This is a genomic window from Escherichia sp. MOD1-EC6162, assembly GCF_002965125.1.
GTDB classification, from domain to species: Bacteria; Pseudomonadota; Gammaproteobacteria; order Enterobacterales; family Enterobacteriaceae; genus Escherichia; species Escherichia marmotae.
Genome location: NZ_PTSB01000020.1, coordinates 49,263 through 72,629 on the forward strand (window position 1 = coordinate 49,263; position 23,367 = coordinate 72,629).

The following is a 23,367-nucleotide window of genomic DNA, read 5'->3' on the forward strand; positions in this document are numbered from 1 at the left end:
GCGCTGCGTCTGAATAACGTTTATGCTGAAAGCGGATAAAAAAGGAGATGCAATGTATACCCTGAACTGGCAACCGCCGTATGACTGGTCGTGGATGTTGGGATTTCTTGCCACTCGTGCGGTGAGCGGTGTGGAAACGGTCGCTGACAATTATTATGCCCGCAGTCTGGCAGTGGGCGAACATCGGGGCATGATAACGGTGGTTCCTGATGTCGAAAATAATACGTTGCAAGTGAGCTTAAGTTCGGGATTAGAATCGGTGGCGACCGAGTGCCTGGCGAAAATAAGCCGCCTGTTTGATCTGCAATGTAATCCGCAGATTGTTAATGGGGCGTTAGGTGAGTTAGGCGCGGCGCGGCCGGGATTGCGTTTACCTGGCTGTGTTGATGCTTTTGAACAGGGCGTGCGCGCCATTTTAGGCCAACTGGTGAGCGTGGCGATGGCGGCGAAATTGACCGCCAAAGTGGTGCAGCTTTATGGCGAACGTCTGGATGATTTCCCGGATTATATCTGCTTTCCCACGCCTCAACGGCTGGCAGCAGCCGATTCGCAGGCGCTAAAAGCCTTGGGGATGCCGCTGAAACGTGCAGAGGCGTTGATCCATCTGGCAAATGCGGTACTGGATGGTTCCTTACCGATAACAATGCCCGGTGATGTTGAGCAGGCGATGAAAACGCTGCAAACCTTTCCTGGAATCGGGCGCTGGACGGCGAATTATTTCGCCTTGCGCGGCTGGCAAGCGAAAGATGTTTTTCTACCGGATGATTATTTAATTAAACAGCGATTTCCGGGAATGACGCCGGCACAAATCCGCCGTTATGCCGAACGCTGGAAACCCTGGCGTTCTTATGCGCTGTTGCATATCTGGTATACGGAAGGCTGGCAACCAGATGAAGCATGATGCTGGTCGCCGGGCGGCCGACGAAATGGATGAATTGTAGACGCATCAGGCGATGGGGGCGGCAAAATACTCAGTTAATTGCGAAATAACTGCTATTAACCAGCAAATCCAGCGGTTGGGCATCGGCAATCACCTCGCCATAAATCAGATCGACGCCGATGCCAGAAAGCGTATCCATTACCAGCGGCAGTGTTACTGGCCCGGCGATGGTTTTCAATCCCAGCCGCCGGGCGTGACCCTGAATGATCGAAATCAGCATTTCATCCATCAAATTGCCTTGTACGCTGGCGCATAACTCGTCGTCGAGTAGCAGATAATCTGCCATATTCGCGTTCAGTGCGTTGAAGATTTGCAGGTCGCGTCCCACCTGACTGAGCACGATCCGGCAGCCCGCCAGCCGCAGTTTATGCATATTTTCTGCGTGGTCGAAAATGGTTTCTGCCGGAATAATCAGATGTAATAACCGTGGTTGTAGTGGGCTATTTTCCAGTTGTTCAAGCAGTTCATCCACCAGCGTGGTGTTGCTTAAACCGGTAACGGAAAGGGGAAGGGCGATGCTTAAGCCTTTACTGGCAACTGCGTTTGCTGCCTGTTGGAAAAATTCATGCAATACCCGGCGATCAAGGGCGAGATTGAACATCGGATCACTGAAGCTACGGCGAAATGTCAGTTCGTTAATAACCTCGCCGTTACGACTCCAGAGCTTAAGCGAAATCAGCCACAGATTACGCGTTTCCGGAATTCGCGGAGAAGCGACGCCGTGGGCGATCAGCAGCAGATGATTCTCTTTAATCATCATCCACGGATCATCGGGTGACATCGCTGCCTGTGCGCTATGTGCGGTAACTTGCTGTGGTTCGTAAACCGTCACCTGGCCGCGGCCCGCATTTTTTGAAGCATAACAGGCGATATCGGCCTGCGACATCACATCTGCCGCCTGATGATTGCTGTCATCGATCAGTGTAATTCCTGCGCTGGCTCCAACCCGATGCACACGGCCTTCCCACATAAAGTGGTAGTCATTAATCGTGCTGATAATGCGTGTCGCGATAAAGCGGGCACTTTCAACATTACAGTCAGGTAGTAAAAGACCAAATTCATCACCGCCGAGCCGCGCCAGCACGTCACTGGAGCGCAACAGGTTTAACATCAGCGATGCCAGTTCTCGCAGCAGGGCATCACCTGCCGCGTGCCCGGCGCTGTCATTTACGGCTTTAAAGCGATCAAGATCGATAAACACCAGAGCATGTCGTTGATGCGTACTGCTTACCGTCTGCAAAAGTATCCGCAACTGCTTCTCAAAACCGGCACGGTTGGCGAGATGTGTCAGGGTATCATGGGAGGCGCTGTAGCTAAGCTGGCGCAGCATTTTGCGTGATTCGGTGACGTCCTGAATTACCAGCACCGAACCAATATTGCTGCCATCAAGGGTACTTAGCGGCGTAATGCTGTAATGGACGTCGTAGCTGCCGCCGCTACGGCAGTGGAGAACGACATCTTGTTCGATAGCGGAACGCGACGTGTCGGCACTGTAAATGTTCTCCATTAAGGGACCATTATCACCAAATGTAATTTGCAACACCGTGAGTAGCGGAACACCCAACGCCTCTTCTTGCGTCCAGCCGCTCATCTTCTCGGCAACCGGATTCATAAAGGTGATTTTCATCGCCATATCAATACAGACCACGGCTTCACCGATGGAATCCAGCGTAATGTGCAGGCGCTCTTTTTCCTGAAACAGCGCCTCATTGAGCTGTTTCACTTCGGTCATATCAATATTAATGCCGAGCAGGCGCTCGACTTCGCCCTCTTTATTCAGCACACGATTGGCGAGGGCGCGAATATGGCGGATGCCATCTTTTACGGTAATGCGAAATTCCAGTTTAAAAGGCAAACGAGCCTGCAATGAATCGCGAATCACTTTCTCGGCGTGCCCGCGATCTTCTGGCAGCACACAGTCGTACCACACCTGCCAGTTCGGTTTGACATGTGACGGAATTTCATACAGCTCGAACATCCGCTTATCCCAACTGAAGATGTTAGGCTTCAGCTCCCACTCCCAGATGCCAATGCCACCGGCTTCGTTAGCCAGCGTTATCCGCTCCATCAGACGTTTGTTGATCTGTTCGGTGCGTTTGAGATCGTTTATGTCTTCAATCTGGGCAATAAAATAGAGTGGTGTGCCATCGGTGTGGCGTACCAGTGAGACGGCAAGCAACGCCCAGACAACGTCGCCATTACGGTTGTAGTAGCGTTTTTCCATTGAATAGGTGTTTATTTCACCGCTGATCAACTTCTCAACGTGTTGCAGATCTTTATTGAGATCTTCCGGCCAGGTAAGTTGTTGAAAGGTAATGGCACGCAGCTCTTCCTGGCTGTAACCAAGAAACTGGCATAGCGATTTGTTGGATTGCAGCCATTGCCCTTCGATACCCACTAACGCCATGCCGATGGCGGAATACTCCATCGCATTACGAAAGCGGGTTTCGCTTTCGGAAATATGCTTGCGTTCAGCGCGAAAGGCATACATCACCATGGTCATGATGTTGGCGGGCAGCAGGATCAGCAAAAATGGCAGCCACGGCATATGGCTCATCAGATAGGTTCGCGGCGTGGCGAGTAAAGCCGGATCGGCTGCCAACATCAGCGACACCATCATCACCGTGGCAAGAAAAATCAAAAAGGCTTCCATCCGTGGCAAACGCACGGCGCTCCACATCAGCAGCACAATAATGAAAGTAAAAGGCCACGGCAGATACCGCATCGAGAGCCAGCTTAACGCCAGCGTGATGGATAACGTTAACAGCGTCTCAAACAGCAACCGCGGGTCGCGATGGCGCAATAGATAGTGTGGCTTAAACAACAATCCCAGCGGGACTAGCGCCAGTGCGCCGATTGATTCGGAAAGCACCCAGATCAGAAATGCTTTAAGTGGATCGTCGTCTGGAACCAGCAAGACAACCAGCACGCCGCCCAATACAGGTGGCACGATAGCGCTGCCAAATGCCAGACGTAGCCAGTCAGCCAGATTTTGTAGTGGGTTATACCACGGTAATAATTTACGCAGCAGCATTGCGCCCACGACGGCCTCAATAATGTTGATGGTCGTCCAGGTCATATTGAGCGAACTGGTAGAAAAAAGCAGTACAGATGCGGCGACATTTCCCAGCGAGCAGGCCAATGCGATTCCCGGCCACATCCGCCCGGCATGGCGGTAAAACGCCACCATCATAATGGACGTCGGAAACCACAGCGGCGCAAGCTGGCTACCAAACTGCGAAAGTTCAAGTGAGAAGAGGGTAAAGATAAACGAGACTAAACCTAAACTGACGAGGTGAAGCAGTGGATGAGGCAGGGTAATTAAAACACGTTGTGATCGTTTACTCATTACCGCTCTATCCATATGGCCAGGTCGCCAGCATTAGTATCTGTGTTTATGCTAGTACAAAAGTTTTACATTTTATATGCGGTTTGTTCATAAAGTGACGTAATGGGCGGTAATTTGCACAACCGGACATAACATCTTTCACATTGCGTTAAAAGCAAACAATTAAATTTGCGTCAGGGAATGGATCGTCAACAATTAACTCTAAATGTGCGGCAACGCTATTCGACTGGTATCAGGCGGATGAAATCCCTATAATTGCCGCGTTTGGTGCTTCGGCACCCCCTTCCTAACATCCAGGTTAATCAGGTCGCTAAATTTATGACTGATCAGTCTCATCAGTGCGTCATTATCGGTATCGCTGGCGCATCGGCTTCCGGCAAGAGTCTCATTGCCAGTACCCTTTATCGTGAATTACGTGAACAAGTGGGTGATGAACACATCGGCGTTATTCCGGAAGACTGCTACTACAAAGATCAAAGCCATCTGTCGATGGAAGAACGCGTTAAGACCAACTACGACCATCCGAGTGCGATGGATCACAGTCTGCTGCTTGAGCATTTACAAGCGCTGAAACGTGGTTCGGCTATTGACCTGCCGGTTTACAGCTATGTTGAACATACGCGTATGAAAGAAACGGTGAAGGTTGAACCGAAGAAAGTCATCATTCTCGAAGGCATTTTGCTGCTGACGGATGCGCGTTTACGTGACGAACTCAACTTCTCCATTTTTGTTGATACCCCGCTGGATATCTGCCTGATGCGCCGCATCAAGCGCGATGTTAACGAGCGCGGGCGTTCGATGGATTCGGTGATGGCGCAATATCAAAAAACCGTGCGCCCAATGTTCCTGCAATTCATTGAACCTTCCAAACAATATGCCGACATTATCGTGCCGCGCGGCGGTAAAAACCGCATCGCGATCGATATATTGAAAGCGAAAATAAGTCAGTTCTTTGAATAAGCCTGGTAAATTGTGTACCGTTCAGTGATAACCTGGTATGCCCTTGACGTAAAAGGCGTTAAGGGAGTGATGCGCGAAAGGAGAAAATGCCATGCGTCTGTGTGACCGAGATATTGAAGCCTGGCTTGATGAAGGCCATTTGTCGATCAACCCACGTCCGCCGGTGGAGCGTATTAATGGCGCGACGGTGGATGTGCGCCTGGGCAATAAATTTCGTACCTTCCGGGGCCACACGGCAGCGTTTATCGATCTGAGCGGTCCTAAAGACGAAGTGAGCGCGGCCCTTGATCGCGTGATGAGCGATGAGATCGTGCTCGATGAAAACGAGGCGTTTTTTCTTCATCCAGGTGAGCTGGCGCTGGCGGTGACGCTGGAGTCGGTAACCTTGCCTGCTGATTTGGTGGGCTGGCTGGACGGGCGTTCTTCACTGGCGCGTTTAGGGCTGATGGTGCACGTCACCGCACACCGTATCGATCCGGGCTGGTCTGGCTGCATTGTGCTGGAGTTTTACAACTCCGGTAAACTGCCGTTGGCGCTGCGCCCGGGGATGTTAATTGGCGCGCTGAGCTTTGAGCCGCTTTCCGGCCCGGCAGCGCGTCCATACAACCGCCGTGAAGATGCGAAATATCGCAACCAGCAGGGCGCGGTCGCCAGTCGAATCGATAAAGACTAATTCAGGCCCATTGAGGATTCCATGAGACGATTTCTGACGACGCTGATGATACTCCTGGTCGTGCTGGTGGCCGGGTTATCTGCGCTAGTGTTGCTGGTGAATCCGAATGATTTCCGCGACTATATGGTCAAGCAGGTTGCTGCGCGTAGCGGCTATCAATTGCAGTTGGACGGGCCACTGCGTTGGCACGTCTGGCCGCAACTTAGTATTCTCTCCGGGCGCATGTCCCTTACCGCCCAGGGTGCCAGCCAGCCGCTGGTACGAGCCGATAATATGCGCCTTGATGTGGCGCTTTTACCGCTACTGAGCCATCAACTGAGCGTTAAGCAGGTGATGCTGAAAGGCGCAGTCATTCAACTGACACCGCAGACAGAAGCGGTGCGGAGTGAAGATGCCCCCGTTGCGCCGCGCGATAATACGTTGCCGGAGCTGTCAGAAGATCGCGGCTGGTCGTTTGATATCTCCAGCCTGAAGGTAGCTGACAGTGTGCTGGTGTTCCAGCATGAAAATGACGAGCAGGTGACGATTCGCAATATCCGTCTGCAAATGGAGCAAGATCCCCAACATCGTGGCTCGTTTGAGTTCTCCGGGCGGGTTAATCGCGACCAGCGCGATCTCACGTTATCTCTCAAAGGCACGGTGGATGCCTCTGATTATCCGCAAGATTTAACGGCGGCTATTGAACAAATTAACTGGCAGTTGCAGGGCGCAGACTTGCCAAAACAAGGTATTCAGGGGCAGGGGAGTTTCCAGGCCCAGTGGCAAGAGCCACATAAACGTCTGTCATTTCATCAAATCAATTTGACCGCTAACGACAGTACGCTCAGTGGGCAAGCGCAGGTCACGCTGACAGAGAAGCCGGAATGGTTGTTAAGACTGCAATTCCCGCAGCTTAATCTCGATAACTTAATCCCGCTTAATGAAACAGTTAACGGTGAAATCGGTGCTGCGCAGCAGGGGCAGAATCAACCAACGTTACCACGTCCCGTTATTTCCTCGCGTATTGATGAGCCAGCCTACCAGGGGTTAAAAGGTTTTGCCGCCGATATATTGTTGCAGGCTGATAACGTGCGTTGGCGCGGAATGAATTTTACCGATGTCGCCACGCAAATGACCAACAAGTCGGGCTTGTTGGAGATTATCCAACTGCAAGGCAAACTCAACGGTGGGCAAGTTTCGCTGCCGGGTACGCTGGACTCGACGGTAAAAAATCCGCGGATATCCTTTCAACCCCGGCTGGAAAACGTTGAGATTGGCACTATTCTGAAGGCGTTTAACTATCCGATTTCGTTGACCGGCAAAATGTCGCTGGCCGGTGATTTCTCCGGTGCTGACATTGATGCGGAAGATTTCCGCCATAATTGGCAAGGGAAGGCGCATGTTGAAATGGCCGACACGCGCATGGAAGGGATGAACTTCCAGCAGATGATCCAGCAGGCGGTAGAACGTAACGGCGGTGATGTGAAGGCTGCTGAAAACTTCGATAATGTGACACGGCTTGACCGTTTTACGACGGATTTGACGCTAAATAATGGCGTCGTGACGTTAAACGACATGCAGGGTGAATCGCCAGTGCTGGCGCTGACAGGGGCTGGCACGTTGAATCTGGCAGAGCAAACCTGTGACACCCAGTTTGATATTCGTGTCGTTGGCGGCTGGAACGGAGAAAGCAAGCTGGTTGAATTCTTCAAAGAAACACCGGTTCCGCTGCGGGTTTATGGCAACTGGCAGCAACTCAATTACAGTCTGCAAGTGGATCAGTTGCTGCGTAAACAGCTACAGGACGAAGCCAAACGTCGCCTGAACGACTGGGCTGAGCGCAATAAAGACTCCCGCAATGGTAAAGATGTGAAGAAGTTGCTGGAGAAGATGTAAGTTTCCAGATGACATAATTTGTAGGCCTGATAAGACGCGTAAAGCGTCTTATCAGGCAATCACGTAGATTACTTTCAGCAAAGATGAATCATCAGTAAAAGTAAGGTATTTCAGCGAGGGTGTTGGTCCGGCTGTAAATCGCCGAATCGTTTCCTGTAGGCCGGGGCAGCCCACATGGATGTGGGCTGAGGGCGCGTTTTACAGGGATGTTACCTCGCGCCCGTACCCGATAGCCGAAAGGAATAAGATGAGGGGACCGCGCCAGCGGCGATTTACCGCCGGGAGCCCGGGTTGCCAGGGTGGTGGCGATTGAGCCACCCTGGCACGTTCACCGGCTTGAGCGTTCCAAAGTAGCGAGGAACATAAAGTGAACGGAACAGCCTTCAATGTCACATACTCTCCCGGTTGAATGAAACGCCTGATGCGACGCTTTACGCGTCTTATCAGGCCTACATGCCCTCACACCTCATACTCCAAATTATCTTCCTTATGCAGCGGAATAATCTGCACCTTCTGCACGCGATGGCTCTCCACCTGCAACGTTTTGAGCAAATAATCCCCTACCTGTACTTCTTCGCCAGGTTGTGGAATGCGCTGCAAATATTCCATCAGCAGCCCGGCAATGGTGTGATATTCACGCTTCTCGTCCAGCGGCAGCGGCACATATTGCACCAGATCTTCCAGCGGCATATGGCCATTCGCCGTCCAGGAGCCGTCGGCGTTTTTCTGAATATCATGACGGGCGTCGATCTCTTCCACTTCGTTCGGCAGGTTCCCGGCGATGGTTTCGGTGACGTCACTTAATGTCACAATCCCTTCCACTGAGCCAAACTCATCCACCACAAAAGCAAAGTGCGTGCGAGCGTTACGGAACTGCTCGAGGGCAGGTAACAATGGCAAGGTTTCCGGAAATACCAGCGGCTGGCGAATTAACACCCGCAGGTTGAGCGGTTCACCGCGCAGCGACTGTTGCAGCAGGTCGATAACGTGAACAACACCGAGCAAATCTTCGGCGTCGTCACCGTCGGTAACGACCAGACGCGTGTGCTGATTTCGCTCCAGTAACCGGCGGATCTCTTCTTCCGGGGCGTTGAGATCAATATGCTCAATATCGTGACGTGAGGTCATAATGCTGCTGACGGTACGCTGGTTCAGATTGAGTACCCGCTCGATCATCCGCCGCTCCTGCGGATTAAAGATTTGCTGATTATCATGATCCACCAGCATTGACGCGGTTTCGGCATCCAGTTCTGCATCTTCTTTTTGCCCGCTTAACAGGCGCATCACTGCTTCGGTTGTGCGCTGACGCAGCGTCTGGTTGGCGGAAAGAAAACGGCGTCGGTTAAAGATGGCTAACTGGTTGAGCGCCTCGATCATCACTGAGAAACCAATAGCAGCGTACAAATACCCCTTCGGAATGGCGAATCCGAAACCTTCCGCGACCAGGCTAAAGCCAATCATCAACAGGAAACTTAAGCACAGTATAACGATGGTTGGGTGGCTATTAACGAACTGAGTTAACGGCTTGCTGGCCATCAGCATCAGACTGATAGCGATAACGACGGCGGCCATCATTACCAGTAAATGATCGACCATCCCAACGGCGGTAATCACCGAGTCGAGAGAGAAGATGGCGTCCAGCACGACTATCTGCGTCACCACGCCCCAGAACTTCGCTCCTTTGCGTTGTGTGGGGTTATTGCTGTCTTTCCCTTCCAGCCGCTCGTTCAGCTCCATCGTAGCTTTGAACAGCAGGAAGAAACCACCGAACAGCATGATTAAGTCGCGGGCGCTAAAGGTAAACGAGCGGAAGCTAAACAGCGGTTGGGTCAGAGTGACCAGCCAGGAGATTGACGCCAGCAGTAACAGGCGCATTAACATTGCCAGCAGTAGTCCGGTAACTCGTGCGCGGTCGCGCTGCTTCGGCGGTAGTTTTTCTGCGAGGATGGCAATAAAGACCAGGTTATCAATACCGAGGACCAGTTCGATCACTATCAGCGTGATTAACCCGGCCCAGATAGACGGATCGGCAATCCATTCCATAGTAAGTGCAATACCTATTCGTTGTATGACAAATGTCACAATTCGATCATGGATAATGATGCGCCAAATTGCAATGCTCAGGCATGACTTATCAGATTTTTATTCACAATGAATCCGGTAATCAATCCCCTTTATTTTGTGTTGAAAATAACTCTCTTATCGCAAATATATTTAAGAAATATCGCATATGGAGGTGGTATATTAAATATTGTCAACATAAAGAAACTCCTAAAAGATACAAAAAATAGCCTTCATATAATTCTTAAAAATAGTCAATTACCGATTTGTTACCTTGCCTGCTATTCCTTTAGCTGTAACACTTCTTCCTGAATTATTGGAGAGCAAATATTTAATTACCATAATGCTATCTTATAGTCGGGGAAATAATTTCCGGAATAATGCTTTCACATAGACTGTTGCATGGTGAAAGGGTTGTAAAATTTGAACCAAATCAGTGTATTGGTAGCTAAAAGCCAGGGGCGGTAGCGTGTCTGGATGCCTGAACGATGAGTCTGAATTATTCTGTCAATAGCCTGCGGATGAAATCAATTTTTTTAGGACTGATGCCAGTTAAATTTTTATTCAATTAACTGCAAGGTAAATGTGCATAGTGATATTGCGACGAATAATGCACAGGATAATGACTCTGCCAAAGTGATAAATAAACAATGATGAAATCCAAAATGAAATTGATGCCATTATTGGTGTCAGTAACCTTGATAAGCGGTTGCACAGTACTTCCGGGCAGCAATATGTCTACGATGGGTAAAGACGTCATCAAACAGCAGGACGCTGATTTCGATCTCGACAAAATGGTGAATGTTTATCCGCTTACCCCACGTCTGGTTGATCAATTACGCCCACGCCCCAACGTGGCGCGCCCTAATATGACGCTGGAAAGTGAGATTGCTAATTACCAGTATCGTGTTGGACCTGGCGATGTTCTTAACGTCACTGTCTGGGATCACCCTGAACTCACCACGCCTGCCGGTCAGTACCGCAGCTCCAGCGATGCCGGTAACTGGGTACAGCCTGACGGCACCATGTTCTATCCGTATATTGGCAAGGTTCACGTGGTGGGCAAAACTCTCGCTGAAATTCGCAGTGATATTACCCGCCGCTTAGCGACATACATCGCTGACCCGCAGGTGGATGTTAATATCGCCGCCTTCCGTTCGCAAAAAGCCTATATCTCCGGTCAGGTGAATAAATCCGGTCAGCAGGCCATTACCAACGTGCCGCTGACCATTCTCGATGCCATTAACGCCGCTGGTGGCCTGACCGACACCGCCGACTGGCGCAACGTCGTTCTGACACACAATGGCCGCGAAGAACGTATTTCTTTGCAGGCGCTGATGCAAAACGGCGATCTCAACCAGAACCGACTGCTTTATCCGGGCGATATTCTTTACGTGCCGCGTAATGACGATCTGAAAGTGTTCGTGATGGGCGAAGTGAAGAAACAGAGCACCCTGAAAATGGACTTTAGCGGCATGACCCTGACTGAAGCCCTGGGCAATGCCGAAGGTATTGATATGACCACCTCTAACGCCAGCGGCATCTTTGTCATTCGTCCGCTGAAAGGCGAGGGCGGGCGCGGCGGCAAGATTGCCAACATCTACCAGTTGGATATGTCCGATGCCACTTCGCTGGTGATGGCGACGGAATTCCGCCTCCAGCCTTACGACGTGGTGTATGTCACCACCGCCCCGGTTTCCCGCTGGAACCGCCTGATCAATCAGTTGCTGCCAACTATTAGCGGTGTCCGTTACATGACGGATACAGCCAGCGACATTCATAACTGGTAATCGTCATGTTTAACAACATCTTAGTTGTCTGCGTCGGCAATATTTGCCGCTCCCCGACGGCGGAGCGCTTACTGCAACGTTATCACCCTGAGCTGAAAGTGGAGTCCGCTGGGCTCGGTGCGTTGGTAGGTAAAGGCGCTGATCCTACCGCCATCAGCGTCGCCGCAGAACATCAACTGTCTCTGGAAGGTCACTGCGCCCGGCAAATCAGCCGCCGCCTGTGTCGCAACTACGACCTGATTTTGACCATGGAAAAGCGCCATATCGCCCGTTTATGCGAGATAGCGCCGGAGATGCGCGGCAAAGTGATGCTGTTTGGTCACTGGGATAACGAATGTGAAATCCCCGACCCCTATCGCAAAAGTCGGGAAACGTTTGCAGCGGTGTACACATTACTTGAACGGTCTGCCCGCCAGTGGGCGCAGGCATTGAACGCAGAGCAGGTATAAGAATGACAGAAAAAGTAAAACAACATGCCGCTCCGGTAACGGGCAGTGATGAAATCGATATTGGTCGTCTGGTCGGCACCGTCATTGAAGCGCGCTGGTGGGTGCTTGGCATCACTGCCGTATTCGCCCTCTGTGCCGTGATTTACACCTTCTTCGCCACGCCGATTTACAGCGCCGATGCACTGGTTCAAATCGAACAAAGTGGCGGTAATTCGCTGGTGCAGGACATCGGTTCGGCGTTAGCCAACAAACCGCCAGCATCGGACGCCGAGATCCAGTTGATTCGATCGCGTCTGGTGCTCGGCAAAACGGTTGACGATCTCGACCTTGATATTGCGGTGAGCAAAAACACGTTCCCGATTTTCGGTGCGGGTTGGGATCGTCTGATGGGACGCCAGAACGAGACGGTGAAAGTGACCACCTTTAACCGTCCAAAAGAGATGGCGGATCAGGTGTTTACGCTTAACGTTCTGGACAACAAAAACTACACCCTGATCAGTGATGGTGGCTTTAGCGCCCGTGGGCAAGCAGGTCAGATGCTGAAAAAAGAGGGCGTCGCGCTGATGGTCGAAGCCATTCACGCCAGTCCGGGCAGTGCGTTTACGGTTACGAAATACTCCACGCTCGGGATGATTAATCAACTGCAAAATAGCCTGACGGTAACGGAGAACGGCAAAGACGCTGGTGTACTTAGCCTGACTTATACCGGTGAAGATCGCGAACAGATCCGCGACATTCTTAACAGCATCGCCCGTAACTATCAGGAACAAAATATTGAACGTAAGTCGGCAGAAGCGTCGAAAAGCCTCGCCTTCCTCGCACAGCAGTTGCCGGAAGTGCGCAGCCACCTTGATGTCGCTGAAAACAAACTGAATGCCTTCCGTCAGGATAAAGATTCCGTCGATTTACCGCTGGAAGCAAAAGCAGTGCTCGATTCGATGGTCAACATCGACGCACAGCTTAACGAACTGACCTTTAAAGAGGCGGAAATCTCCAAACTGTATACCAAAGTCCACCCGGCCTACCGTACCTTGCTGGAGAAACGTCAGGCACTGGAAGACGAAAAAGCCAAACTTAACGGCCGGGTGACGGCGATGCCGAAAACTCAGCAAGAGATTGTGCGCCTGACCCGCGATGTGGAATCTGGTCAACAGGTCTATATGCAACTGCTGAATAAAGAGCAGGAGCTGAAAATTACTGAAGCCAGTACCGTCGGTGATGTACGTATTGTTGACCCGGCAATCACCCAGCCTGGTGTACTGAAACCGAAGAAAGGGTTGATTATTCTTGGTGCGATTATCCTCGGCCTGATGCTCTCCATTGTTGGCGTGTTGCTGCGCTCACTGTTTAATCGCGGTATTGAAAGCCCGCAGGTGCTGGAAGAACATGGCATCAGCGTTTACGCCTGCATTCCACTGTCGGAATGGCAGAAAGCACGCGATAGTGTCAAAACGATTAAAGGTATTAAACGCTACAAACAGAGCCAGTTGTTGGCGGTGGGGAATCCAACCGATCTGGCGATTGAAGCCGTCCGCAGTCTGCGTACCAGCCTGCACTTCGCGATGATGCAGGCGCAAAATAATGTGCTGATGCTGACCGGGGTTAGCCCGTCAATTGGTAAAACCTTTGTCTGTGCCAACCTTGCCGCGGTGATCAGTCAGACTAATAAACGGGTGTTGTTGATCGACTGCGATATGCGCAAAGGCTATACCCACGAGTTACTCGGCACCAATAACGTCAATGGCCTGTCGGAGCTTCTGATTGGCAAGGGTGATATTGCGGCCAGTGCCAAACCCACTTCGATTCCTAATTTTGACCTGATCCCGCGCGGTCAGGTGCCGCCGAATCCGTCTGAACTTCTGATGAGCGAACGCTTTGCCGAACTGGTGAGCTGGGCGAGTAAAAACTACGACCTGGTGTTGATTGATACGCCGCCGATTCTGGCGGTGACCGATGCGGCAATTGTCGGGCGTCATGTCGGAACCACCTTGATGGTGGCGCGTTATGCGGTCAACACCTTGAAAGAAGTGGAAACCAGCCTCAGCCGTTTTGAGCAAAACGGGATTACGGTGAAAGGGGTGATTCTGAACTCCATCTTCCGCCGCGCCAGTGCGTATCAGGATTATGGCTACTACGAATATGAATATAAGTCGGATGCAAAATAACGAGGTCGGTTTCCCGATACCTGCATTCGCACCGCCCCGTAGGCCGGATAAGGCGTTCACGCCGCATCCGGCAAGCAAACCAGCTCATAAGCCGGGAGAACAAACTATGAAAGAAAATCCGCTGATCTCAATCTATATGCCGACCTGGAACCGCCAACAACTGGCGATTCGGGCGATCAAATCGGTCCTGCGCCAGGACTACAGCAACTGGGAGATGATCATCGTTGATGATTGCTCTACGTCCTGGGAACAGTTGCAACAATACGTCACAGCCCTCAATGACCCACGCATCACCTACATTCACAACGATATTAACAGTGGAGCCTGCGCGGTACGCAACCAGGCGATTATGCTGGCTCAAGGGGAATACATCACCGGGATCGATGACGATGACGAGTGGACACCCAACCGCCTGAGTGTCTTCCTCGCCCATAAACAGCAACTGGTCACTCACGCCTTTTTGTACGCTAACGACTACGTTTGCCAGGGCGAAGTCTATTCCCAACCGGCAAGCCTGCCGCTGTATCCCAAATCGCCGTATTCACGCCGCCTGTTCTACAAGCGCAACATCATCGGCAACCAGGTTTTTACCTGGGCGTGGCGTTTCAAAGAGTGTTTGTTCGATACCGAACTGAAAGCAGCACAGGATTACGACATCTTCCTGCGGATGGTGGTGGAGTATGGCGAACCGTGGAAAGTGGAAGAGGCGACGCAGATCCTGCATATCAATCACGGCGAAATGCAGATCACCTCGTCACCGAAAAAATTCTCCGGATACTTCCATTTTTACCGCAAGCACAAAGACAAATTCGACCGCGCCAGCAAAAAGTATCAACTGTTTACCCTCTATCAAATCCGCAATAAGCACATGACCTGGCGCACTTTGCTGACACTGTTGTCAGTGCGCAATGGTAAACGTCTGGCGGACGGGCTGCGGGGGCGCTAAGGATGCTGGAAGATCTGCGCGCCAATAGCTGGAGTCTCCGCCCGTGCTGCATGGTTCTCGCCTATCGCGTTGCCCATTTTTGCTCGGTGTGGCGCAAAAAGAACGTCCTCAACAATCTGTGGGCGGTTCCGCTGCTGGTGCTGTATCGCATTATCACTGAATGCTTTTTCGGTTATGAAATCCAGGCTGCCGCGACCATCGGACGTCGTTTTACCATCCATCACGGCTACGCGGTGGTGATCAATAAAAACGTGGTGGCGGGGGATGATTTCACCATTCGCCACGGCGTCACTATTGGCAATCGAGGAGCCGACAACATGGCGTGCCCCCAAATTGGCAACGGCGTCGAACTCGGTGCCAATGTCATTATTCTTGGCGATATCACCATTGGTCACAACGTGACTGTCGGCGCGGGCAGCGTGGTGCTCGATGCTGTCCCGGACAACGCGCTGGTGGTGGGAGAAAAAGCGCGAGTGAAGGTAATTAAATGAATATTTTGCAATTTAATGTGCGGCTGGCGGAGGGCGGGGCGGCAGGCGTGGCGTTAGATCTCCACCAGCGCGCACTGCAACAGGGGCTGGCGTCACATTTTGTCTACGGCTACGGCAAGGGCGGCAAAGAGAGTGTCAGCCATCAAAACTATCCGCAGGTGATTAAACACACCCCACGCCTGACGGCGATGGCGAATATCGCACTGTTTCCACTGTTTAACCGCGACGTGTTCGGCAATTTTAATGCGTTATATCGCACCATTACCCGCACGCAGGGGCCAGTGGTGCTGCATTTTCATGTCCTGCACAGTTACTGGTTGAATCTCAACAACGTGGTGAGATTTTGCGAAAAAGTGAAAAACCACAAGCCAGATGTCACTCTGCTCTGGACGCTGCACGACCACTGGAGTGTCACCGGACGCTGTGCCTTTACCGACGGTTGTGAAGGCTGGAAAACGGGCTGTCAGAAATGCCCGACTCTAAATAACTATCCGCCGGTGAAGGTTGATCGCGCGCACCAGCGAGTTACAGGCAAACGCCAGTTGTTCCGTGAGATGCTGGCGCTGGGCTGTCAGTTTATTTCCCCCAGCCAGCATGTGGCTGACGCTTTCAATAGTCTGTACGGGCCTGGACGTTGCCGGATTATCAATAACGGGATTGACGTGGCAACCGAGGCAATTCTGGCGGAACTGCCACCGGTGCGCGAAACCCAGGGCAAGCCGAAAATCGCTGTGGTGGCGCATGACCTGCGTTATGACGGCAAAACTAACCAGCGACTGGTACGCGAAATGATGGCGCTGGGCGATAAAATCGAACTTCATACCTTCGGTAAGTTCTCGCCGTTTAGCGCAGGCAACGTGGTCAATCACGGTTTTGAAACCGACAAACGTAAGCTGATGAGTGCGCTTAATCAAATGGATGCGCTGGTATTTAGCTCTCGCGTCGATAACTACCCGCTGATTTTGTGTGAAGCGTTATCCATCGGTGTGCCGGTGATTGCCACTCACAGCGACGCGGCGTGGGAAGTGCTGCAAAAGTCTGGCGGTAAAACCGTCAGCGAAGAAGAAGTGCTGCAACTGGTGCAGTTAAGTAAACCAGAAATCGCGCAGGCGATATTTGGCACCACACTTACCGGGTTCAGCCAGCGCAGTCGCACCGCCTACAGTGGACAACAGATGCTGGAGGAGTATGTCAAGTTCTATCAGGATCTGTAGCTACCTGCTGTTGCCGCTGATTTACCTGCTGGTTAACGTCAAAATCGCCCAGCTTGGCGAAAGTTTTCCCATCACCATCGTCACCTTTTTGCCTGTCTTGTTGTTGCTGTTTTTAGAGCGCATCAGCGTTAAAAAATTGATGATAGCGTTAGGGATTGGTGCGGGACTCACGGCGTTTAACTACCTGTTTGGTCAGTCTTTGGATGCCAGCAAATACGTTACCTCGACGATGCTGTTTGTCTATATCGTGATCATTATTGGCATGGTGTGGAGCATTCGCTTTAAAACCATTTCGCCACACAACCACCGCAAGATATTACGCTTCTTTTATTTGGTGGTTGGGCTGGTGGTGGCGCTGGCGGCGGTGGAGATGGCGCAAATTATCCTTACTGGCGGCAGCAGTATTATGGAGTCGATTTCGAAATACCTGATTTACAGTAACAGCTATGTACTGAATTTCATTAAATTCGGTGGCAAGCGCACCACGGCACTTTATTTCGAACCAGCATTTTTCGCTCTGGCATTAATCTCAATTTGGCTCAGTATCAAACAGTTTGGTATCAAAACCCCTAAAACCGATGCTATGATTCTCGCAGGGATAATATTATCTGGATCGTTTTCAGGGGTTATGACCTTTATCCTGTTTTATTTGCTGGAGTGGGCATTTCAGTATCTGAATAAAGAGGCGATTAAGAAAAAATTACCGCTGGCATTGATTTCTTTGGCTGTATTCCTGGTTGGTGTGGTCATTGCGTTTCCTTATATTTCCACCCGTCTGGGAGATTTAGGTACGGAAGGATCGTCATCGTATTATCGTATTGTTGGTCCGCTGGTGATGGTCGGTTATTCTTTGACCCATATTGACGGTGTGGTCAGATTTGGCTCACTTTATGAATATGTCGCATCATTCGGAATATTTAACGGTGCGGATGTCGGAAAAACCATAGACAATGGTTTATATCTGCTGATTATTTATTTTTCCTGGTTCGCGGTGTTTTTATCGCTGTGGTACATGGGGAAAGTGATAAAAATGATGCTCAACGCTTTTGGTGATAACCGCAATTTTCGCGTGCAATTATATCTTTTTACTCCGGTGTCGCTGTTTTTTACCGGTTCAATATTTAGCCCGGAATATGCATTTTTAATCGTCTGTCCGTTTATTTTGCGAAAAGCGTTAAATATACACCCTAAATAATTCGAGTTGCAGGAAGTTGGTGACACAGCGAATCCCAGGAGCGTACACGAGTACGTGACTGGGGGGAGCGAGGAAAACCAACGCACATGCAGCTTGAAGTATGACGGGTATTACGAGGTAAGAAAGAACATGTTGCTTAGCATAATCACCGTCGCGTTTCGTAATCTCGAAGGGATAGTTAAAACACACGCCTCCCTGACGCATCTGGCGCAGGCGGAGGATATCAGCTTCGAATGGATTGTTGTCGATGGCGGTTCGAACGACGGCAGCCGTGAGTATCTGGAAAATCTCAATGGTGTTCATAACTTACGCTTTGTCAGTGAGCCAGATAACGGCATCTACGACGCCATGAACAAAGGCATTGCGATGGCGCAAGGCAAATTTGCTTTGTTTCTTAACTCGGGCGATATCTTTCACCCGAATGCCGCGAATTTTGTGCGTAAGTTAAAAACACAACAAGATAACGTGATGGTCACTGGCGATGCGCTGCTGGATTTTGGCGATGGCCATAAAATTAAACGTAGCGCCAAACCTGGCTGGTATATTTATCACAGTCTGCCCGCCAGTCATCAGGCGATATTTTTCCCGATTTCTGGTCTGAAAAAATGGCGCTATGATCTGGAATATAAAGTTTCTTCCGATTACGCGCTGGCGGCCAAAATGTATAAGGCCGGTTATGCATTTAAAAAACTCAATGGCCTGGTGTCTGAATTTTCCATGGGCGGAATTTCTACCACCAATAATATGGAATTGTGTGCAGACGCCAAAAAAGTACAACGACAAATATTACATGTGCCTGGCTTTTGGGCTGAATTATCCTGGCATTTACGCCAACGTACTACCTCAAAGACGAAAGCCTTATATAACAAAAGCTGAATATAAGGGAAAACGATGCAGGATTTAAGTGGGTTCTCGGTGCCGAAAGGGTTCCGGGGCGGCAACGCGATTAAAGTGCAATTATGGTGGGCGGTACAGGCAACATTATTTGCCTGGTCACCGCAAGTATTGTATCGCTGGCGGGCATTTTTGTTACGTTTATTTGGCGCAAAAATAGGAAAAAACGTAGTTATTCGCCCGTCAGTAAAAATTACTTATCCATGGAAATTAACTTTAGGTGATTACGCGTGGATCGGTGATGAGGTTAATTTATATACCCTTGGCGAAATTACCATTGGCGCTCATTCGGTAATTTCACAAAAAAGTTATTTGTGTACCGGCAGTCATGATCATGCAAGTGACTATTTCACTATTAACGCCTTGCCAATTGTGATTGGCGAGAAATGCTGGCTGGCGACGGATGTTTTTGTCGCGCCCGGCGTCACTATTGCCGACGGCACCGTCGTAGGTGCGCGAAGCAGTGTTTTTAAATCGCTTCCGGCAAATGTGGTTTGCCGGGGGAACCCCGCAGTGGTGATACGCAAACGCGTTGAAACTGAATAAATTCAAAAAATACAGAGGAATAAGACATGTCAAAAGTCGCTCTCATCACCGGCGTAACCGGACAAGATGGTTCTTACCTGGCAGAACTGCTGCTGGAGAAAGGTTACGAGGTGCATGGTATTAAGCGCCGCGCATCGTCATTCAATACCGAGCGCGTGGATCATATTTATCAGGATCCACACACCTGCAACCCGAAATTCCATCTGCATTATGGCGACCTGAGTGATACCTCCAACCTGACGCGCATTTTGCGTGAAGTACAGCCGGACGAAGTGTACAACCTGGGCGCGATGAGCCACGTTGCGGTTTCTTTTGAATCACCGGAATATACCGCAGACGTTGACGCGATGGGCACGCTGCGTCTGCTGGAGGCGATCCGCTTCCTCGGTCTGGAAAAGAAAACCCGTTTCTATCAGGCTTCCACCTCTGAACTGTACGGTCTGGTGCAGGAAATTCCACAGAAAGAGACTACGCCGTTCTACCCGCGCTCTCCGTATGCGGTCGCCAAACTGTACGCCTACTGGATAACCGTCAACTACCGCGAATCCTATGGCATGTACGCCTGCAACGGCATTCTGTTTAATCATGAATCGCCGCGCCGTGGCGAAACCTTCGTCACCCGCAAAATTACCCGCGCAATCGCCAACATCGCTCAGGGGCTGGAGTCCTGCCTGTACCTCGGCAATATGGATTCCCTGCGTGACTGGGGTCATGCCAAAGATTACGTAAAAATGCAGTGGATGATGCTGCAACAGGAACAGCCAGAAGATTTCGTTATCGCTACCGGCGTTCAGTACTCTGTGCGCCAGTTTGTGGAAATGGCGGCGGCACAACTGGGTATCAAACTGCGCTTTGAAGGCACGGGCGTTGAAGAGAAGGGCATAGTGGTTTCCGTCACCGGGCATGACGCACCAGGCGTAAAACCGGGTGATGTAATTATCGCCGTTGACCCACGTTACTTCCGTCCGGCTGAAGTTGAAACGCTGCTCGGTGATCCGACCAAAGCGCACGAAAAACTGGGCTGGAAACCGGAAATCACTCTCAAAGAGATGGTCTCTGAAATGGTGGCTAACGACCTTGAGGCAGCGAAAAAACACTCTCTGCTGAAATCTCACGGCTACGACGTGGCGATCGCGCTGGAGTCTTAAGCATGAGTAAACAACGTATTTTTATCGCTGGCCATCGCGGGATGGTCGGTTCCGCCATCAAGCGCCAGCTCGAACAGCGCGGCGATGTGGAACTGGTATTGCGTACCCGCGACGAACTGAACCTGCTGGACAGCCGCGCGGTGGATGATTTCTTTGCCAGTGAGCGCATTGACCAGGTGTATCTGGCGGCGGCGAAAGTGGGCGGCATTGTTGCCAACAATACTTATCCGGCGGATTTCATCTACCAGAACATGATGATTGAGAGCAACATCATTCATGCCGCGCATCAGAACGACGTGAACAAACTGCTCTTTCTCGGTTCGTCCTGCATCTACCCAAAACTGGCAAAACAGCCGATGGCAGAAAGCGAGTTGTTACAGGGGACGCTGGAGCCGACCAATGAGCCCTACGCGATTGCCAAAATCGCCGGGATCAAACTGTGCGAATCATACAACCGCCAATATGGACGCGATTACCGCTCGGTCATGCCGACCAACCTGTACGGGCCACATGACAACTTCCACCCGAGTCACTCGCACGTGATCCCTGCATTGCTGCGCCGCTTCCACGAGGCGACAGCACAGAATGCGCCGGACGTGGTGGTGTGGGGCAGCGGCACACCGATGCGCGAATTTCTGCATGTCGATGATATGGCGGCGGCGAGCATTCATGTGATGGAGCTGGCGCACGAAGTCTGGTTGGAGAACACCCAGCCGATGCTGTCGCACATTAATGTCGGCACCGGCGTTGACTGCACCATCCGCGAGCTGGCGCAAACTATCGCTAAAGTGGTGGGCTACAAAGGTCGGGTAGTTTTCGACGCCAGCAAACCGGACGGCACGCCGCGCAAACTGTTGGATGTGACACGCCTGCATCAACTTGGCTGGTATCACGAAATCTCACTGGAGGCGGGGCTTGCCAGCACCTACCAGTGGTTTCTTGAGAATCAAGAGCGTTTTCGGGGGTAATGATGTTTTTACGTCAGGAAGACTTTGCCACAGTAGTGCGCTCGACCCCGCTTGTCTCTCTCGACTTTATTGTCGAGAACAGCCGCGGCGAGTTCCTGCTTGGCAAAAGAACCAACCGCCCGGCGCAGGGTTACTGGTTTGTGCCGGGAGGGCGCGTGCAGAAGGATGAAACGCTGGAAGCCGCATTTGAGCGGCTGACGCTGGCGGAACTGGGGCTGCGACTGCCGATGAAAGCAGGCCAGTTTTACGGCGTCTGGCAGCATTTTTATGACGATAACTTCTCCGGTACAGATTTCACCACCCACTATGTGGTGCTCGGTTTTCGCTTCAGGGTAGCGGAAGAAGAGCTGTTGCTGCCGGACGAACAGCATGACGATTACCGCTGGTTGACGGCGGACGCGCTGCTGGCCAGTGACGATGTTCATGCGAACAGCCGCGCCTATTTTCTCGCTGAGAAGCGTGCCGGAGTGCCTGGCTTATGAAAATTCTGGTCTACGGCATTAACTACTCGCCAGAGCTAACCGGTATCGGCAAATACACTGGCGAGATGGTGGAATGGCTGGCAGCACAAGGTCATGAAGTGCGGGTCATTACCGCGCCGCCTTACTATCCGCAGTGGCAGGTGGGCGAGAACTATTCCGCCTGGCGGTACAAACGGGAAGAGGGCGCAGCCACGGTGTGGCGCTGCCCGCTGTATGTGCCAGAACAGCCCAGTACCCTGAAACGCCTTTTGCATCTTGGCAGTTTTGCCGTCAGCAGTTTCTTCCCGCTGATGGCGCAACGCCGCTGGAGGCCGGATCGCATTATCGGCGTGGTGCCAACGCTGTTTTGCACGCCAGGAATGCGCCTGCTGGCAAAACTCTCTGGCGCGCGTACCGTGCTGCATATTCAGGATTACGAAGTGGACGCCATGCTGGGGCTGGGTCTTGCCGGAAAAGGCAACGGCGGCAAAGTGGCCCGCCTGGCAACAGCGTTCGAACGTAGCGGGCTGCACAACGTTGATAATGTCTCCACGATTTCACGCTCGATGATGAATAAAGCCATCGAAAAAGGCGTGGCGGCGGAAAAAGTCATCTTCTTCCCCAACTGGTCGGAAATCGCTCGTTTTCAGCACGTTGCACAGGCCGATGTCGACGCCCTTCGTAACCAGCTTGGTCTACCAGATAACAAAAAAATCATTCTTTACTCCGGCAATATTGGCGAAAAGCAGGGGCTGGAAAACGTTATTGAAGCCGCCGATCGCCTGCGCGATGAACCGTTGATTTTTGCCATTGTCGGGCAGGGCGGCGGCAAAGCGCGGCTGGAAAAAATGGCGCAGCAGCGTGGGCTGCGCAACATGCAATTTTTCCCGCTGCAATCGTATAAAGCCTTGCCCGCGCTGCTGAAGATGGGCGATTGCCATCTGGTAGTGCAAAAACGCGGCGCGGCAGATGCCGTATTGCCGTCGAAACTGACCAATATTCTGGCGGCAGGCGGTAACGCGGTGATTACCGCAGAAGCTCACACAGAACTGGGGCAGCTTTGCGCCACCTTTCCAGGTATTGCGGTTTGCGTAGAACCGGAATCGGTAGAGGCGCTGGTGGCGGGGATCCGCCAGGCGCTCCTGCTGCCCAGACACAACACGGTGGCACGTGAATATGCCGAACGCACGCTCGATAAAGAGAACGTGTTACGTCAATTTATAAATGATATTCGGGGATAAT

Annotated in this window: 19 protein-coding genes; 17 read left to right on the forward strand and 2 right to left on the reverse strand. The window is 51.5% G+C overall.

Going from position 1 to position 23,367, the window contains the following annotated elements; translation table 11 throughout:
• Positions 1-52: 52 nt before the first annotated feature.
• Positions 53-901 carry a DNA-3-methyladenine glycosylase 2 gene (alkA, locus tag A9587_RS16540; protein ID WP_001516641.1) on the forward strand — a complete coding sequence of 283 codons (849 nt, stop codon included), beginning with the start codon at positions 53-55 and terminating at the stop codon, positions 899-901.
• Positions 902-971: 70 nt separating this feature from the next.
• On the opposite strand, the gene A9587_RS16545 is transcribed toward alkA, so the two are convergent.
• Positions 972-4,289: a diguanylate cyclase gene (locus A9587_RS16545; RefSeq protein ID WP_105263828.1), complete on the reverse strand. Its 3,318-nt coding sequence runs from the start codon at positions 4,287-4,289 to the stop codon at positions 972-974.
• Positions 4,290-4,607: 318 nt separating this feature from the next.
• Here A9587_RS16545 and udk point away from each other — a divergent pair, with 318 nt between their 5' ends.
• From udk to asmA, 3 genes are all read left to right on the forward strand, one after another.
• Positions 4,608-5,249, forward strand: coding sequence for a uridine kinase (udk, locus tag A9587_RS16550; RefSeq protein ID WP_000132077.1), 642 nt, complete (start codon positions 4,608-4,610; stop codon positions 5,247-5,249).
• A 91-nt stretch (positions 5,250-5,340) separates the two neighbouring features.
• Complete coding sequence (gene dcd / locus A9587_RS16555; protein WP_105263829.1) at positions 5,341-5,922, forward strand: dCTP deaminase; 582 nt, start codon at positions 5,341-5,343, stop codon at positions 5,920-5,922.
• Positions 5,923-5,943: 21 nt separating this feature from the next.
• Positions 5,944-7,797, forward strand: coding sequence for an outer membrane assembly protein AsmA (asmA, locus tag A9587_RS16560; protein ID WP_061090431.1), 1,854 nt, complete (start codon positions 5,944-5,946; stop codon positions 7,795-7,797).
• 459 nt (positions 7,798-8,256) lie between these two features.
• Here asmA and A9587_RS16565 read toward each other — a convergent pair whose 3' ends face one another.
• Positions 8,257-9,840: a TerC family protein gene (locus tag A9587_RS16565; RefSeq protein ID WP_000454698.1), complete on the reverse strand. Its 1,584-nt coding sequence runs from the start codon at positions 9,838-9,840 to the stop codon at positions 8,257-8,259.
• Positions 9,841-10,508: 668 nt separating this feature from the next.
• Between A9587_RS16565 and wza the strand changes: the two genes are divergently transcribed.
• From wza to wcaI, 13 genes are all read left to right on the forward strand, one after another.
• Positions 10,509-11,648, forward strand: a complete 1,140-nt coding sequence (gene wza / locus A9587_RS16570; RefSeq protein WP_000978108.1) for a polysaccharide export protein Wza — start codon at positions 10,509-10,511, stop codon at positions 11,646-11,648.
• A gap of 5 nt (positions 11,649-11,653) precedes the next feature.
• Positions 11,654-12,097, forward strand: coding sequence for a low molecular weight protein-tyrosine-phosphatase Wzb (wzb, locus tag A9587_RS16575; RefSeq protein ID WP_000482894.1), 444 nt, complete (start codon positions 11,654-11,656; stop codon positions 12,095-12,097).
• A gap of 2 nt (positions 12,098-12,099) precedes the next feature.
• A complete protein-coding gene (gene wzc, locus A9587_RS16580; protein ID WP_105263830.1) occupies positions 12,100-14,262 on the forward strand; it encodes a tyrosine-protein kinase Wzc in 2,163 nt (720 codons plus the stop codon).
• Positions 14,263-14,368: 106 nt separating this feature from the next.
• Entirely contained in the window at positions 14,369-15,208 is an 840-nt protein-coding gene (gene wcaA / locus A9587_RS16585) for a colanic acid biosynthesis glycosyltransferase WcaA (protein WP_016262123.1), read from the forward strand.
• A 2-nt stretch (positions 15,209-15,210) separates the two neighbouring features.
• A complete protein-coding gene (gene wcaB, locus A9587_RS16590; RefSeq protein WP_000888754.1) occupies positions 15,211-15,699 on the forward strand; it encodes a colanic acid biosynthesis acetyltransferase WcaB in 489 nt (162 codons plus the stop codon).
• Positions 15,696-16,913: a colanic acid biosynthesis glycosyltransferase WcaC gene (wcaC, locus tag A9587_RS16595; protein WP_001023865.1), complete on the forward strand. Its 1,218-nt coding sequence runs from the start codon at positions 15,696-15,698 to the stop codon at positions 16,911-16,913. Before wcaB ends, wcaC begins: the two co-directional genes overlap by 4 nt.
• A complete protein-coding gene (wcaD, locus tag A9587_RS16600; RefSeq protein WP_000099000.1) occupies positions 16,888-18,108 on the forward strand; it encodes a colanic acid polymerase WcaD in 1,221 nt (406 codons plus the stop codon). The genes wcaC and wcaD overlap by 26 nt, the downstream gene beginning before the upstream one ends.
• 129 nt (positions 18,109-18,237) lie before the next feature.
• Positions 18,238-18,984, forward strand: coding sequence for a colanic acid biosynthesis glycosyltransferase WcaE (wcaE, locus tag A9587_RS16605; RefSeq protein ID WP_105263831.1), 747 nt, complete (start codon positions 18,238-18,240; stop codon positions 18,982-18,984).
• Between the two features lie 15 nt (positions 18,985-18,999).
• Positions 19,000-19,548 carry a colanic acid biosynthesis acetyltransferase WcaF gene (gene wcaF / locus A9587_RS16610; protein ID WP_001153571.1) on the forward strand — a complete coding sequence of 183 codons (549 nt, stop codon included), beginning with the start codon at positions 19,000-19,002 and terminating at the stop codon, positions 19,546-19,548.
• Positions 19,549-19,574: 26 nt separating this feature from the next.
• A complete protein-coding gene (gene gmd, locus A9587_RS16615) occupies positions 19,575-20,696 on the forward strand; it encodes a GDP-mannose 4,6-dehydratase (protein WP_000048206.1) in 1,122 nt (373 codons plus the stop codon).
• Positions 20,697-20,698: 2 nt separating this feature from the next.
• Positions 20,699-21,664 (forward strand): GDP-L-fucose synthase, encoded by a 966-nt coding sequence (gene fcl / locus A9587_RS16620; protein WP_016248895.1) that lies wholly within the window; start codon positions 20,699-20,701, stop codon positions 21,662-21,664.
• Positions 21,665-21,666: 2 nt separating this feature from the next.
• A complete protein-coding gene (gmm, locus tag A9587_RS16625) occupies positions 21,667-22,146 on the forward strand; it encodes a GDP-mannose mannosyl hydrolase (protein ID WP_000479830.1) in 480 nt (159 codons plus the stop codon).
• The gene (wcaI, locus tag A9587_RS16630; RefSeq protein WP_000699674.1) at positions 22,143-23,366 is read left to right on the forward strand and encodes a colanic acid biosynthesis fucosyltransferase WcaI; all 1,224 of its coding nucleotides are present in this window, start codon (positions 22,143-22,145) and stop codon (positions 23,364-23,366) included. The genes gmm and wcaI overlap by 4 nt, the downstream gene beginning before the upstream one ends.
• Position 23,367 lies beyond the last annotated feature (1 nt).